This is a genomic window from Streptococcus sp. HMSC057G03, from assembly GCF_001808745.1.
Taxonomy (GTDB): domain Bacteria; phylum Bacillota; class Bacilli; order Lactobacillales; family Streptococcaceae; genus Streptococcus; species Streptococcus parasanguinis_Z.
The window spans coordinates 55040-68766 of sequence record NZ_KV794418.1 but is presented as its reverse complement, the minus strand read 5'-3'; the positions used below and the strand labels follow the sequence as shown (position 1 = coordinate 68766).

The window sequence follows — 13727 nt, the reverse complement described above, 5'->3', positions numbered from 1 at the left end:
GAGTAGGGCTGTAAAAGCTGATGAAATCAGCGTAGTAGAGCCCACTCAACCACTGCGTCTTGCTCTACAATCCAAAAATAATTGAGAGGCTAGGACTTTTGTCCCAGCCTCTTTTTCTTTACTAATTTCTAAAAATGAGTAGAATTTGTATGTTTTTCAAAAGATATTACAGGGATTTTCCAGTCTTTCATTGAAAATGGTTCAGAAATTTTGTATAATACCCTAGTATAAACAATAGTTAAGGAGATTCATTATGTCAAAACAAGATTGGCTGGATTATTTCGAAGCCGTAAATGGTCGTTCTGCTAGTGCAGAAGAAATTGCTCAAGCACTGGCTGCAGGAGAATTTCAAGAAGAAGTAGTGGTTCCAGAAACCCCACAAGCCCCAGAATTTGTCGCAGCACCAACTGCACCTGTGGAAGAACCAGTTGCTGCTCCACAAGCCCCAGAGTTTGTTGCAGCGCCAACTGCCCCTGTTGAAGAACCAGTCGCAGCGCCACAAGCCCCAGAGTTTGTCGCAGCGCCAGCTGCTCCTGCAGAAGAACCAGTTGCAGCTCCAGTTCAAGAACCGGCTCCTCAAGCTGCTCCAGCGAATGGGCCAGCTTTCCAACAAGCTCCACAACAAGCCTACCAACAACCTACTCAAGCAGCTTATCAACAAGCTCCTTACCAAGGTCAACCAGGACAACCTTATCCTGCCCAACCAAGTCAATTTGGTGTAGCCGTTGGTGGTTACTGGAATTGGTTCCTTTCAGCTTTGAAACGTCCAACGGCTGTAGAAAATCCAAAAGCACTTAACGGAATTTTACAGTATGTCTTGACTGCCTTTGTCTTGACCTTGGGGACATTCTTCACAGCTAGTGGATTTACAGGTGGTTATGGAATGGATTTCCGTGCCTTTATGTTGACATTGATTTCCCTATTCTTTAGCGTTTTCGCCTTCCAAATAGATGGATTCTTTGTTCGTCGTGTGGTTCTTCAAGATAAGGAATACAGTTACGGTCGTTCATTTGAAGAGTTTGGACGTTTGTCTGTCTACACTTTGCCACTTGCCCTTCTTGCTTTCTTAGTAGGTCTTGTAAAAGTTTATGAATTTTATGGCTTTGTAAACTTCCTTATTTTCTTCTTGTTCTTTGTTGGAACATGCTATGTCGTTCATCAAGGATTGAACAAGACAAGCTTTAAAGCAGATAAATTCTTGCTTCTAGTAGCATCATCTGTTGTCTTGCTTCTCATTGCCATCTTTGTCATTTATGTGAATGCTCGTATTTTAGAACAAGTAGCCGTAGGATTTATTCCAAGTGCTCCAAATTTCTCTAACTTTGGATTCTAACAATATCACAAAACGGAAGGTGGGGGAACCCACTTTCCCTATTTTATAATGAGGGAGAAGAGATCCATGCAAAAGAAATGGGTTGAATTATTTGAAAAAGTGATCGGTCGCAAACCGTCACCAGAAGAGTTTATGGCTGGGAAAGCTTGTGGATTTGATTTGAAACAAATTCAGTCTATCGCAGGAAATGCACAATCTGAGGAAGTCGCTCCTGTCGAGGAACCAGTGGTTGAACCAGTTGAAGAAGTGAAGAATGTCGATCCACTTCTAGCAGCTCGTCAGGCTTGGTTGCAACATTTTGAAGAAACCTATGGCCACAAGCCAAGTGCAGAAGAATTTACCGCGGCTAAAAGTCAAAACTTTGAGTTTTTTGTAGGACCTGTACCTGAAGCAGAATTTGCGACCCTAGATGCAACAGAAGTAACACAGGAATATGTACCTCAACAGCCAACTCAAGAGTATACGGCTCCACTTGCTGCTGAGCAAACGCAGATCTTTGCTGGTCCAAATGTCACAGAAGCAGGTCCAGCTCAGAAAAAACAAAAGGCCCCTAAAACGAAGGGTGGAAAGAAAATTTCCAAGAAGAAAATTGGAATTATTTCTGCTATTGCAGTCCTTGTGATCGCTTTGGTGGCAGCCTTCTTTTACTTCCAGTCTACAACACGTGTCGAAGTGACTGCAGATAAATTCATTAAGGCAGTGGACACCAAGGATTATCGCGAGGCAGCAGACCTGCTTTCAACCGATAACGATAAATGGACGAAGGATGAAGCCGAAAGCTTTATTACCAGCATGGAAGATCAAGGGGTCGATATCGGCACAGAGTTGAACAAGATCATTGATAATGGTGGAGAGGGCAGCTATACGGATAAATCTGGAAACAAAATTTTTGGTTTGGAAAAAGCGGACAAGAAATTTGGGATCTTCCAAGAATACCGTGTAGCCAGCTATCCAGTACAAGTCAAGGTCAAGACCAATTTGGACCAAGCCAAACTCAAAGTGGCTGCCAATAAAACGGTGACCTTGAAGAAAGATGCAGTGACAGACCTTGGTTCTTTCCATTACAATACAAAAGAAATGGAATTGACTGCTAAAACAGAGGTCGGAAATGTTACTTCTAAGATCCATCTCAATCCTAAAAAAGCAACCAAGAATAACTTAGAATTGCAGTTGAATTCTGAAAAACGCAATTTAGAAGTTGAGTTCCCAGATGAAGTTGAAAACCCAACGGATGTGAAGGTTGTGGTTAACGGCAAAGAAGTCGGAACCAGCACGACCTTTGAAGTAGATAGCATCCCTTATCAAGAAATTGAAGTACATGCTGTCTTCAACATGAATGGGGAAACCTATACAACTGAGAAGGCTAAGGTGACGATTGAAGAGGGTGAGAACGATCCGATCGAACTTAAACTAGCCAAAGATACCCTAAAACGCATCAAGAGTGCACAAGATGCTAAGAAAGCGCAAGCTGCCAAAGAAGAACAAAATCGGACCTTGGCGGAAGAATTCTTGAAAGAGTACCGCGACGCTGTCTTTAGCTCCGTTTCAAACCGAAATAACACCTACTCTAAATACTATGACACACAAAGTCAAGCTTACAAGGACATGGTTGAGTTCACAACTGGTGATGGTGTTCGAAAGGCTAAAATTGACTACTATACTCCAGGAGCTTTGGACATTCAAAGTGTCACGGAAGAAAATGGTGTGGTGACGATCAAGACTTATGAAGACTTTACCGTGCATTATACAGATAGCCATCCAGATTCACAAAACCGCAAGTACAAGACCTACACCTTGAAAAAAGTAGGTGCAAGTTATGTGATTACGGATATTGTCGTAACAAAAGAATCATAGGAGATTCCCCATGAAAGCAAGATTTTCCAAATTAACTTTGGTGACAGTTGCCTTGTTAACCCTGACAGCTTGCTCCCAATCTCAATCCACTAGTTCTAAATCTTCTGCAAAAGAAGAAAGCAAACAAACGCAAACCAAGTCTTCCAAAGAAACGTCTTCTGCAAAGGATACGTCAAAAGAAACTGGCAAAGAAGAGTCGTCAAAAGCTGGTAAGTCAGATGTGAAAGTGGATTCTGGTGTGAGCTATAATGGTTCCTACTATAGTGTCAAAGGGAAATATGGTGAGGTCATGATCGCCAACAAACATTATCCCTTGTCGCCTGACTTTAACCCAGGGGAAGATCCTGAAGCTGTTTCAGCCCTTCATGAATTGATCGCAGCCATGCAGGCAGAAGGTTATCCGATCAGTGACCAATATAGTGGTTTTCGTAGCTACGACACCCAAGTTGGCCTCTACCAAAACTATGTCAATCAAGATGGTCAGGAGGCCGCAGATCGTTATTCTGCTAGACCAGGTTATAGTGAACACCAGACAGGTTTGACCTTTGATTTGATCGATACCAGTGGGAATCTGGTGACAGAACCTGGACCAAGTAAGTGGTTGCTCAAGAACGCAGCTAAATATGGATTTGTGGTTCGTTACCAAGAAGGTAAAGAAAAAGTGACAGGCTACATGCCTGAAAGCTGGCATCTCCGCTATATCGGAAAAGAAGCACAAGATATCGCTGACTCAGGTTTGAGTCTGGAAGAATACTATGGCTTCACCGGTGGCGATTACGTTGATAAATAAGAAAAGGTTGGGGTTGATATCCCAACCTTTTTATTATATGTTTTTTAGAAACGTATCCAGTTCTTTTTGGTTTTTAAGAGAGATAAATTTGTCTGGATAGGTTTGGCCGATAGTCCGATAGCGTGTGACCTGTCTGGCTTGGCGTCCATCCCAAAGAATCCAACGGATGAATTCCCAGTCAAATCGTTCAGGGCAGCCAGCTGCCATACTCTCACGGACCCGACCTTTATAACGGCGGTATCGTTTCCACCCTCTATAGAGGCAGTTCCAACAAGAGAAGTTGAGAAAGATAATCTGGTCGGCTTGCTCCATTCTCTCCTCATAGCAGCACCAAGAGTAATTGCCATCAATGACCCAGTCTTTATGATCGCTGAGAAACTGTCTCATCTCACCTTCCATCGTATCCCGGTCACTGTCTATCCAGCCCGGTTGAAATTGAAGGGTATCCATGTGGAGCTTGGGAATGGAGTAGTAGCGAGCTAAGTTTTCAGCCAAGGTGGATTTACCTGAGCCAGAATAGCCGATAATAACGATTTTCATAAGCACCTCTCAAAAAATTAGGCACAAAAAAAGCTCCGGAGAGCTTGATTTTTATGCTGTTCTTGATTAACCAAGTTTCGCTGCAAGACGTGCTTTATCACGGCTAGCTTTGTTCTTGTGGATCAAACCTTTAGTTTCTGCTTTATCGATAGCTGAGCTAGCAGCGCGGTAAAGTTCTTCAGATGGGTTTGCTTCAAAAGCTTTGATTGCAGTACGCATAGCTGATTTTTGAGCTGAGTTTTTTTCGTTTTGTTTAACGTTCAATTCAGCGCGTTTGATAGCTGATTTAATGTTTGCCAAGTTATTCACCTCCATTGATAATCTAACTATCTCATTATATATGAAAAGTTAAGATTTGACAAGCCTAAAATAGCTTTTCCTTAAAAAAGTACCGTTAACAGGCCATTTTCTCTAGCGTTTGAGATAAATTTCGTCGATTTCATGGTTGGTTGCCTTATGGAGAATCAGATCAGCTCGGTTTCTGGTTGGTTGGATGTAATGTTGCAAGTTGACTAAATTAATGGATTCCCAGACCTGATGGGCCATGCTTAAAACTTCTTCTAGGGGTTGCTCTGTAAATCGATAGTAGTAGTTATTGGGATCATTCTGAGCTAATGCAAGAAGTTTTTGGAAGCGATCGAGATACCAAGATTCGATATCATCAACTGCAGCATCCACATAGATCGAAAAATCAAAGAAATCGGTCATATAGAGACTGTCATTTTGCGGATTTTGAAAGACATTGATCCCTTCGACAATGACAAAATCAGCTGGTAAAATCGTTTGCTTCTCATCTGGGACAATATCGTATATTTCGTGGGAATAGACGGGGATTTCTACGCTCTTGTTGTTTTTGATTTGATTAAGAAAATCAAGGAGCAATTCCATATCATAGCTTTCCGGAAATCCTTTTCGATTGAGGATCTCTTGTTCTTTTAAGATAGCATTTGGATAGAGAAAACCATCCGTTGTTACCAACTCTACAGTCGAGCCTTCGAAGGTTCGTGACAGCAGGATTTGAAGTAAACGGCTAGTGGTAGATTTTCCAACCGCTACGCTTCCTGAAACACCAATGACAAAGGGTTGGCGCTCACTCGTTTTTTGAAGAAAAATACCTTTTGAGAAGGCCAAATCTTCTTTGGAACGCTTGTAGATGCCTATAAGGTTTGTCAAAGGCAGGTAGACGTCACGTACATCTTGGAGGTTGATGCGGTCGTTAAAACTTTTAATAGAATTGAGCTCTGTTTGAGAGAGTGGTGGGGTGGTTTTGCGGTGCAAATTTTGCCAGGTTTCCCGATTAATTTTTTCAAAATGTAGAAATTCTTTGTCCATATGTCACTCCTATTGTAGTCTTTAGTATACCAATTTTTAGAGGTCATGTAAACGATTTAAAAAAGGAGTGAATTATGATAAAATAACCTTATGAGTAAAATGTATTTCGATGTAAACCCAGATGCAGCCCATGATATTCATGATCTGGCTGTTGTTTTATTGGGACAAAAGATGAATTTTTATACGGACGCCGGCGTCTTTAGTAAAAAAATGATTGACTATGGAAGCCAGGTGCTCTTATCAACCCTGGATTTTCAAGAAGGGGAAAGTGTCCTCGATGTTGGCTGTGGCTATGGTCCAATTGGCCTCTCTCTAGCTAAAGCCCAGGGAGTCGCCGTGACCATGGTCGATGTCAATGAGAGGGCACTAGACTTGGCTAAGAAAAATGCTAGCCGAAACGGCGTGGAAGTTCAGATCTTTTCTTCGGATGTCTATGAAGCAGTCGAAGGGGTCTTTGACCATGTAATCAGTAATCCGCCGATCCGAGCTGGTAAGAAAGTGGTCCACCAAGTGATCACCGGTAGTTTTGAACATTTGAAACCAGGTGGAGACTTGACCATTGTCATTCAGAAAAAACAAGGAGCTCCGAGCGCTAAGGCCAAGATGGAAGAGACGTTTGGCAATTGTGAGACAGTAAAAAAAGACAAAGGCTATTATATTTTAAGAAGTGAGAAAGAATCATGAGAGCAGTAGATATCATTCAGAAAAAAAGAGATGGTCTTGCCTTAAACAAGGAAGAAATTGAATGGCTGATTGAGGGATATGTGGCTGGAACAGTTCCGGATTACCAAATGTCAGCTTTTGCTATGGCTGTTTATTTTAAGGGGATGACGACAGAAGAAATCTCTCATATGACCATGAAGATGGTCCAAACGGGGCAACAGTTTGATCTGTCAGCTATTCCAGGGATCAAGGTGGACAAACATTCGACTGGTGGTGTCGGAGACAAGGTGACCTTGGTCTTGGTGCCTTTGGTTGCAAGTTTCGGAGTGCCGGTTGCCAAAATGAGCGGTCGTGGCTTAGGCCACACGGGTGGAACCATCGATAAGTTGGAATCCATTAAGGGTTTCCAGATTGAACGGACCCAAGAGGAATTTATCCAGCAGGTGCAGGAGATCGGCTTATCGGTCATTGGTCAATCCGACCAACTTGTAAAAGCAGACAAACTTTTGTATGCTCTGCGTGATGTGACAGCGACAGTGGATACCATTCCTTTGATTGCTAGCTCCGTTATGAGTAAGAAAATCGCTGCTGGAGCGGATGCTATTCTTTTGGACGTGACGGTAGGCGAGGGTGCCTTCATGAAGAATATTGAGGATGCTCGTCGCTTAGCACGTACCATGGTGGATCTTGGAAATGCAGTGGGTCGGAAAACCATCGCTGTCATTACAGATATGAGCCAACCATTGGGAACCAGTATTGGCAATCGTTTAGAGATTTTGGAAGCCCTGGATATTCTGAAAGGACAGGGGCGCGCTGAAGTCACTGAGTTTATTTGTGAATTAGCGCAAATCATGTTGAAATTGGCCAATGTAGATCAATCGATTGAAGCCATCCTTGAACACTTGACCAATGGTCAAGCTTTAGCGAAGTTTGAAGAAATGGTGGTGGCTCAAGGTGGAGACTTAGAAGATTTGCATCGTCCCGTTAAAGTGGATCAGGTCCTTGAAGTAACAGCGGACCAAGATGGCGTCATTGCTGCTTTACCTGCCATGGAGTTTGGTTTGTTTGCTATGCGCCTGGGTGCTGGTCGTGCTGTCAAATCGGATCCCCTCGATTATGAAACAGGGATTGTGTTTGACAAAAAAGTGGGAGAGCACGTCAAAAAAGGGGAACGCATTGCTCGCATTTTCATGAATGAAAAAAATTCACAAGAAAGAGTTACAGAATTCAAAAAAAATGTTAAAATACTAGAAAGGGCTGAAAGCGTTAAAGAAATTATTGAAATAATATCTTAAGTAGCTCAGGAGATTGTATGAAGTTAAATAAATATATCGATCACACTCTTTTAAAACCAGATGCGCAACAAGAACAGATCGAAAAGCTGATCGAAGAAGCCAAGGCTTATGATTTTGCGAGTGTCTGTGTGAACCCGACATGGGTGAATTTTGCGGCTGAGGGCTTGCGCGATTCAGACGTTAAAGTTTGTACCGTCATTGGTTTTCCTTTAGGAGCAAATACACCATTTGTCAAAGCGTGTGAAACAAAAAATGCGATTCAAAATGGTGCCGATGAGATTGACATGGTCATTAATATCGGGGCTCTTAAGTCTAAGAATTTAGCACTAGTTGAGGAAGATATCCAAGCGGTAGTCGAAGCGAGCGGTGATAAGCTGGTCAAAGTCATCATTGAGACTTGTCTCTTAACCGATGATGAAAAGATCGTTGCTTGTCAAATTGCTAAGTTAGCTGGCGCAGACTTTGTGAAGACTTCAACTGGCTTCTCAACTGGAGGAGCAACGGTAGAAGATGTGGCCTTAATGCGTCAAACTGTTGGACCCGACATGGGTGTTAAGGCTTCTGGTGGTGCTCGCTCTTATGAAGATGCTCTTGCTTTTATCGAAGCTGGTGCGACCCGTATTGGGACTTCTTCTGGTGTAGCCATCATGGAAGGAAAGGTGGCTCATGGCGACTACTGAGTTGATTGACTTAGCAGTTGAAGTGAGTAAACAAGCCTATGTGCCTTACTCTCATTTCCCAATTGGAGCTGTACTGCTAACGAAGGATGGAGAAATCTATACAGGGGTCAATATAGAAAATGCCAGTTTTGGTTTAACCAACTGTGGAGAACGGACAGCCATTTTTAAAGCTGTTTCTGAAGGAGCTCGTGAGTTTCAAGAGCTCATTATCTACGGGCAAACAGAAAAGCCCATCTCTCCATGTGGTGCTTGTCGCCAGGTCATGGCTGAATTTTTTGAGCCAGACCTTCCTGTAACCTTAGTATCTAAAGATAAATCGACGGTCGTGATGACGGTCAAGGAATTACTTCCATATTCCTTTACAGACTTGACTTAATGGGTCTGTGAGGCGGTCTTTTGACCCTTTCAATACTTCGCAACAATGTTGCACAATAATTTAGGAGGTTCAGTAATGAACAAGAAACAATGGCTAGGCCTTGGTCTAGTAACTGTCGCTGCTATCGGACTTGCAGCATGTGGAAATCGTGCGTCTAAAAAAGATAGCGCTAACTCAGAATCTAAAACAGATTTGAAAGCTGCTATCATTACCGATACTGGTGGTGTGGATGACAAATCATTCAACCAATCTGCTTGGGAAGGTTTGCAAGCTTGGGGTAAAGAAAACGGTCTTTCTAAAGGGAACGGATTTGACTACTTCCAATCAACAGATGAATCTCAATATGCGACAAACCTTGATGAAGCTGTTTCTAACGACTACAAATTGATCTTTGGTGTTGGTTTTGCCTTGAGCGACTCTGTTAAAAAAGCTGCAAAAGACAACCAAGATGTGAACTATGTCATCATCGATGACCGTATTGAAGGACAAAAGAACGTAGCATCTGCTGTTTATGCCGATAACGAAGCTGGTTACCTTGCTGGTATCGCTGCTGCAAAAACTACAAAAACTAAACAAGTTGGTTTTGTAGGTGGTATGGAAAGTGAAGTTATCACTCGTTTCCGCGCTGGATTTGAAGCTGGTGTTAAATCTGTTGACCCATCTATCAAAGTTCAAGTAGACTACGCTGGTTCGTTCGGTGACTCTGCTAAAGGTAAAACAATTGCTGCTGCACAATACGCTGCAGGTGCAGACGTTATCTACCAAGTAGCTGGTGGTACTGGTGCAGGTGTCTTCTCTGAAGCTAAAGACTTGAACGAGAAGAAAAATGAAGACGAAAAAGTTTGGGTTCTTGGTGTTGACCGTGACCAAAAAGCTGAAGGTGAATACACTTCTAAAGATGGTAAAAAATCTAACTTTGTATTGGCTTCAAGCTTGAAGAAAGTCGGAGAATCTGTAAAAGACTTGGCTAAGAAAACTGCTGACGGTAAATTCCCTGGCGGTAAAGTGATTACTTATAGCTTGAAAGATGGTGGAGTTGATTTGACAACTGACAACCTTTCTGCAGATGCTAAAAAAGCAGTCGAAGATGCTAAAGCTAAAATCCTTGACGGGTCTCTTAAAGTTCCTGAAAAATAATATTTGATTGGATCGGCCCGACCTTCAAGGGCCGTTCCTTTTAATAAATTGAGACATTTTTGTCTCAGTAAAATCTATTAGCAACCCTAGTAGATTTTATTGAAATAAAAATAGATTTGAAAGGAAACACCCCCATGACACATGAATATGTCATCGAAATGCGTGAGATTACCAAAAAATTTGGTGACTTTGTAGCAAATGACAAGATTAATCTTCAGTTGCGCAAAGGTGAAATCCATGCACTTCTTGGAGAAAATGGTGCAGGGAAATCTACCCTGATGAATATGCTGGCTGGTTTGTTGGAACCAACTAGCGGAGACATCGTGGTAAATGGAAAAACTGTTAACCTAGACTCACCTTCAAAAGCAGCTTCTTTAGGAATTGGAATGGTGCACCAACACTTTATGTTGGTTGAAGCTTTCACTGTTGCTGAAAATATCATCCTTGGTTCTGAAACCACTAAACACGGTGTTTTGGACCTTAAGAAAGCCAGTCAAGATATCCTTGACTTGTCTAAAAAATATGGCTTGGCAGTAGATCCAAATGCTAAAGTTGAGGATATTTCCGTTGGTGCGCAGCAACGTGTGGAAATCTTAAAGACGCTTTATCGTGGAGCCGACATCCTAATCTTCGATGAACCAACTGCGGTGTTGACACCAGCTGAAATCGAAGAATTGATGACAATCATGAAGAACTTGGCGAATGAAGGAAAATCGATCATCTTGATTACGCACAAGTTGGATGAAATCCGTGCTGTTTCTGACCGCGTCACAGTTATCCGTCGTGGTAAATCGATTGAGACAGTCGAGATTGGTGGAGCTACTAACCAAGACTTGGCCGAAATGATGGTCGGCCGTTCTGTTTCCTTTAAGACTGAAAAAGGTCCTTCTCAACCGAAAGAAGTGGTCTTGTCGATCGAAAACTTGGTTGTAAACGAAAACCGTGGTGTCCCAGCTGTTAAGAATTTGTCACTGGAACTTCGTGCTGGTGAAGTCGTTGGGATCGCAGGGATTGATGGAAATGGTCAGTCTGAGTTGATCCAAGCCATTACAGGTCTACGGAAGGTAAAATCGGGTTCAATTAAGATTAAAGGCAAGGATGTTGTAGGACTACGTCCACGTCAAATCACAGAAATGAAGGTAGGGCACGTCCCTGAAGACCGTCACCGGGATGGTTTGGTCCTTGATATGATGATCTCTGAAAACATGGCTCTTCAAACCTACTATAAAGAACCTCTTAGCAAGAATGGTATTTTGAATTATCCAAATATTACCTCTTATGCCAAGAAGTTGATGGAAGAGTTTGACGTTCGTGCAGCTAGTGAAGTGGTACCAGCTAAGGCTCTTTCTGGAGGAAACCAGCAAAAAGCCATTATCGCTCGGGAAATCGATCGCGATCCAGATCTCTTGATCGTCAGCCAGCCGACTCGTGGATTGGACGTTGGAGCGATCGAATATATCCACAAACGTTTGATACAAGAACGGGATAATGGAAAAGCCGTTCTGGTTGTCAGCTTTGAATTAGATGAAATTTTGAATGTTTCTGATCGTATTGCGGTTATTCATGATGGGAAGATCCAAGGGATCGTAACCCCTGAAACAACGAATAAGCAAGAACTTGGAATCCTCATGGCAGGAGGACAAGTAAAGGAGGGAGCATCAAATGAATAAGAATTTAAAACAAATTGCCGTTCCATTGGTGTCTGTCCTTTTAGGATTGGTCTTGGGTGCCATTATTATGTGGGCCTTCAGCTATGATGCCCTTTGGGGATATGAATTGCTGTTTAAAAAAGCCTTTGGTTCGATTAAGAGTTGGGGAAATATTTCCCGTGCCATGGGGCCACTGATTTTGGTTGCTCTTGGATTTTCAGTAGCTAGCCGGGCCGGCTTCTTTAACGTTGGACTTCCTGGTCAGGCTTTTGCAGGATGGATCATGGCGACTTGGTTTGCCCTCTCCTTCCCAAATATGCCTCGCTTACTGATGATTCCGATGACCGTTTTGATTGCGGCTATTGCAGGTGGATTTATTGGAGCGATTCCTGGTTTCCTTCGTGCCTATCTCGGAACCAGTGAGGTCATCATCACCATTATGATGAACTACATTGTTCTCTATGGTGGGAATGCCTTGATACATAGCTTCCCAGCTTCCTTGATGAAAAACAAGGACTCAACCATTGATGTGGGAGCCAACGCTGTCTACCAGACGGAGTGGTTGCGTAATTTGACGGACAAATCACAAATGAACATCGGGATCTTCTTTGCCATCATCGCAGTGGTGGTCATCTGGTTCTTGATGAAGAAAACAACACTTGGTTTTGAAATCCGTGCCGTTGGTCTCAATGCGAATGCGGCAGAATACGCAGGGATGTCTGCAAAACGGACCATTATCCTTTCTATGATCATTTCTGGTGCTCTTGCTGGTATTGGTGGGGTAGCAGAAGGTCTAGGTATTTACTCAAATGTCTATGTTCAAACAAGCTCAATGAGTGTTGGATTTAACGGAATGGCCGTTGCCCTTCTTGCGATGAATTCACCAATTGGTATTCCATTTGCTGCCTTCTTGTTTGGTGCACTTCAAATTGGGGGAGTTGGTATGAAGCCAGCTGCAATCCCTGAAGAAGTCGTTCAAATTGTGACAGCATCCATTATCTTCTTCGTATGTGCCCACTACATTATCGAAAAGATGATCTCGATGCGTTCAGCTAAAAAAGGAGGAGCAAACTAATGAGTATTGTAACGATTTTAAGTATTCTTGTTTCCTCTATGATTGTGTATGCGGCGCCGCTGATCTTCACAAGTATCGGAGGAGCATACTCAGAACACGCTGGGGTTGTTAACGTTGGTCTGGAAGGAATCATGGTTATGGGAGCCTTCTCAGGTATTATCTTTAACTTGACTTTTGAGCCTGAGTTAGGAAGTTTGACACCATGGTTGTCCTTGATCGTTGCTGCAGGAATTGGAGTACTCTTCTCCTTGATCCACGCGGTGGCAACCATTCATTTCCGTGCTGACCATATCGTCTCAGGTACAGTATTGAACTTGATGGCACCTCCATTGGCAGTCTTTCTTGTCAAAGCGATGTATAACAAGGGACAAACTGATAATATCAAAGTTGCCTTTGGGAAAACATCTATTCCAGTCTTATCTAAAATTCCGGTCATTGGGGATATTTTCTTCAACAATGCCAGCATCATCGGCTGGGTTGCGATTCTATTTTCATTCTTTGCTTGGTTTATCATGTTCAAGACGAAATTTGGATTGCGTCTTCGTTCAGTTGGTGAACACCCACAAGCAGCAGATACATTGGGAATCAATGTATATAGAATGCGCTACTTAGGAGTGATGATCTCAGGTGCTCTTGCAGGAATCGGAGGAGCCATTTACGCTCAGTCAGTTTCTGTTAACTTCGCGGTGACGACTATTGTAGGTCCTGGATTTATCGCCCTTGCGGCTATGATTTTCGGGAAATGGAACCCAATCGGGGCCATGCTTGCTAGTCTCTTCTTTGGAGCTTCTCAAAGTTTGGCTGTTATCGGGAATCAATTGCCTTTGCTTAAAGGGATCCCATCCATCTACTTGCAAATTGCGCCTTACGTTTTGACCATGGTTGTCTTGGCAGCCTTCTTTGGACAAGCAGTTGCGCCAAAAGCAGATGGTGTTAACTATATTAAATCGAAATAATGCACAGAGAGAGGTTGGGACAAAAGTCCTAGCCTCTCAATTGTTTT

General features: G+C 42.8%; 14 protein-coding genes. 11 read left to right on the top strand and 3 right to left on the bottom strand.

The window, feature by feature from the left end:
• Positions 1–253 precede the first annotated feature (253 nt).
• The 3 genes from HMPREF2686_RS02325 (at position 254) to ldcB (ending at position 3977) form a co-directional block, all read left to right on the top strand.
• Complete coding sequence (locus HMPREF2686_RS02325; protein WP_070449061.1) at positions 254–1333, top strand: DUF6574 domain-containing protein; 1080 nt, start codon at positions 254–256, stop codon at positions 1331–1333.
• Between the two features lie 66 nt (positions 1334–1399).
• A complete protein-coding gene (locus HMPREF2686_RS02320) occupies positions 1400–3187 on the top strand; it encodes a TcaA second domain-containing protein (protein ID WP_186822856.1) in 1788 nt (595 codons plus the stop codon).
• Positions 3188–3197: 10 nt separating this feature from the next.
• On the top strand, positions 3198–3977 hold the full coding sequence (ldcB, locus tag HMPREF2686_RS02315) for an LD-carboxypeptidase LdcB/DacB (protein ID WP_003007645.1): 780 nt from the start codon (positions 3198–3200) through the stop codon (positions 3975–3977).
• Positions 3978–4010: 33 nt separating this feature from the next.
• Here ldcB and HMPREF2686_RS02310 read toward each other — a convergent pair whose 3' ends face one another.
• The 3 genes from HMPREF2686_RS02310 to coaA form a co-directional block, all read right to left on the bottom strand.
• A complete protein-coding gene (locus HMPREF2686_RS02310) occupies positions 4011–4517 on the bottom strand; it encodes a DNA topology modulation protein (RefSeq protein WP_045759539.1) in 507 nt (168 codons plus the stop codon).
• Positions 4518–4583: 66 nt separating this feature from the next.
• The gene (gene rpsT, locus HMPREF2686_RS02305) at positions 4584–4832 is read right to left on the bottom strand and encodes a 30S ribosomal protein S20 (protein WP_003007640.1); all 249 of its coding nucleotides are present in this window, start codon (positions 4830–4832) and stop codon (positions 4584–4586) included.
• Between the two features lie 96 nt (positions 4833–4928).
• Positions 4929–5849, bottom strand: a complete 921-nt coding sequence (gene coaA, locus HMPREF2686_RS02300; RefSeq protein ID WP_070449057.1) for a type I pantothenate kinase — start codon at positions 5847–5849, stop codon at positions 4929–4931.
• 90 nt (positions 5850–5939) lie between these two features.
• Between coaA and HMPREF2686_RS02295 the strand changes: the two genes are divergently transcribed.
• The 8 genes from HMPREF2686_RS02295 (at position 5940) to HMPREF2686_RS02260 (ending at position 13680) form a co-directional block, all read left to right on the top strand.
• Positions 5940–6533, top strand: a complete 594-nt coding sequence (locus HMPREF2686_RS02295) for a class I SAM-dependent methyltransferase (RefSeq protein WP_049506550.1) — start codon at positions 5940–5942, stop codon at positions 6531–6533.
• Complete coding sequence (locus HMPREF2686_RS02290) at positions 6530–7807, top strand: pyrimidine-nucleoside phosphorylase (protein WP_061590810.1); 1278 nt, start codon at positions 6530–6532, stop codon at positions 7805–7807. The genes HMPREF2686_RS02295 and HMPREF2686_RS02290 overlap by 4 nt, the downstream gene beginning before the upstream one ends.
• Before the next feature lie 17 nt (positions 7808–7824).
• Positions 7825–8487, top strand: coding sequence for a deoxyribose-phosphate aldolase (gene deoC, locus HMPREF2686_RS02285; RefSeq protein ID WP_003001619.1), 663 nt, complete (start codon positions 7825–7827; stop codon positions 8485–8487).
• Positions 8474–8863: a cytidine deaminase gene (locus HMPREF2686_RS02280; RefSeq protein WP_031573704.1), complete on the top strand. Its 390-nt coding sequence runs from the start codon at positions 8474–8476 to the stop codon at positions 8861–8863. The genes deoC and HMPREF2686_RS02280 overlap by 14 nt, the downstream gene beginning before the upstream one ends.
• 75 nt (positions 8864–8938) lie before the next feature.
• Positions 8939–10000 carry a BMP family lipoprotein gene (locus HMPREF2686_RS02275; protein WP_031573707.1) on the top strand — a complete coding sequence of 354 codons (1062 nt, stop codon included), beginning with the start codon at positions 8939–8941 and terminating at the stop codon, positions 9998–10000.
• Positions 10001–10134: 134 nt separating this feature from the next.
• Positions 10135–11670 carry an ABC transporter ATP-binding protein gene (locus HMPREF2686_RS02270; protein ID WP_045759536.1) on the top strand — a complete coding sequence of 512 codons (1536 nt, stop codon included), beginning with the start codon at positions 10135–10137 and terminating at the stop codon, positions 11668–11670.
• Positions 11663–12724, top strand: coding sequence for an ABC transporter permease (locus HMPREF2686_RS02265; RefSeq protein ID WP_003007621.1), 1062 nt, complete (start codon positions 11663–11665; stop codon positions 12722–12724). The genes HMPREF2686_RS02270 and HMPREF2686_RS02265 overlap by 8 nt, the downstream gene beginning before the upstream one ends.
• Positions 12724–13680: an ABC transporter permease gene (locus HMPREF2686_RS02260; protein WP_021153355.1), complete on the top strand. Its 957-nt coding sequence runs from the start codon at positions 12724–12726 to the stop codon at positions 13678–13680. Before HMPREF2686_RS02265 ends, HMPREF2686_RS02260 begins: the two co-directional genes overlap by 1 nt.
• The last annotated feature ends 47 nt before the right edge of the window (positions 13681–13727 follow it).

Bases quoted from the DNA above. Each gene is read 5' to 3' on its own strand.
- HMPREF2686_RS02325 (WP_070449061.1), top strand. From the start codon at position 254: ATGTCAAAACAAGATTGGCTGGATTATTTCGAAGCCGTAAATGGTCGT.
- rpsT (WP_003007640.1), bottom strand. From the start codon at position 4,832: ATGGAGGTGAATAACTTGGCAAACATTAAATCAGCTATCAAACGCGCT.
- HMPREF2686_RS02280 (WP_031573704.1), top strand. From the start codon at position 8,474: ATGGCGACTACTGAGTTGATTGACTTAGCAGTTGAAGTGAGTAAACAA.
- coaA (WP_070449057.1), bottom strand. From the start codon at position 5,849: ATGGACAAAGAATTTCTACATTTTGAAAAAATTAATCGGGAAACCTGG.
- HMPREF2686_RS02295 (WP_049506550.1), top strand. From the start codon at position 5,940: ATGAGTAAAATGTATTTCGATGTAAACCCAGATGCAGCCCATGATATT.
- HMPREF2686_RS02290 (WP_061590810.1), top strand. From the start codon at position 6,530: ATGAGAGCAGTAGATATCATTCAGAAAAAAAGAGATGGTCTTGCCTTA.
- HMPREF2686_RS02310 (WP_045759539.1), bottom strand. From the start codon at position 4,517: ATGAAAATCGTTATTATCGGCTATTCTGGCTCAGGTAAATCCACCTTG.
- ldcB (WP_003007645.1), top strand. From the start codon at position 3,198: ATGAAAGCAAGATTTTCCAAATTAACTTTGGTGACAGTTGCCTTGTTA.
- HMPREF2686_RS02270 (WP_045759536.1), top strand. From the start codon at position 10,135: ATGACACATGAATATGTCATCGAAATGCGTGAGATTACCAAAAAATTT.
- HMPREF2686_RS02320 (WP_186822856.1), top strand. From the start codon at position 1,400: ATGCAAAAGAAATGGGTTGAATTATTTGAAAAAGTGATCGGTCGCAAA.
- deoC (WP_003001619.1), top strand. From the start codon at position 7,825: ATGAAGTTAAATAAATATATCGATCACACTCTTTTAAAACCAGATGCG.
- HMPREF2686_RS02275 (WP_031573707.1), top strand. From the start codon at position 8,939: ATGAACAAGAAACAATGGCTAGGCCTTGGTCTAGTAACTGTCGCTGCT.
- HMPREF2686_RS02265 (WP_003007621.1), top strand. From the start codon at position 11,663: ATGAATAAGAATTTAAAACAAATTGCCGTTCCATTGGTGTCTGTCCTT.
- HMPREF2686_RS02260 (WP_021153355.1), top strand. From the start codon at position 12,724: ATGAGTATTGTAACGATTTTAAGTATTCTTGTTTCCTCTATGATTGTG.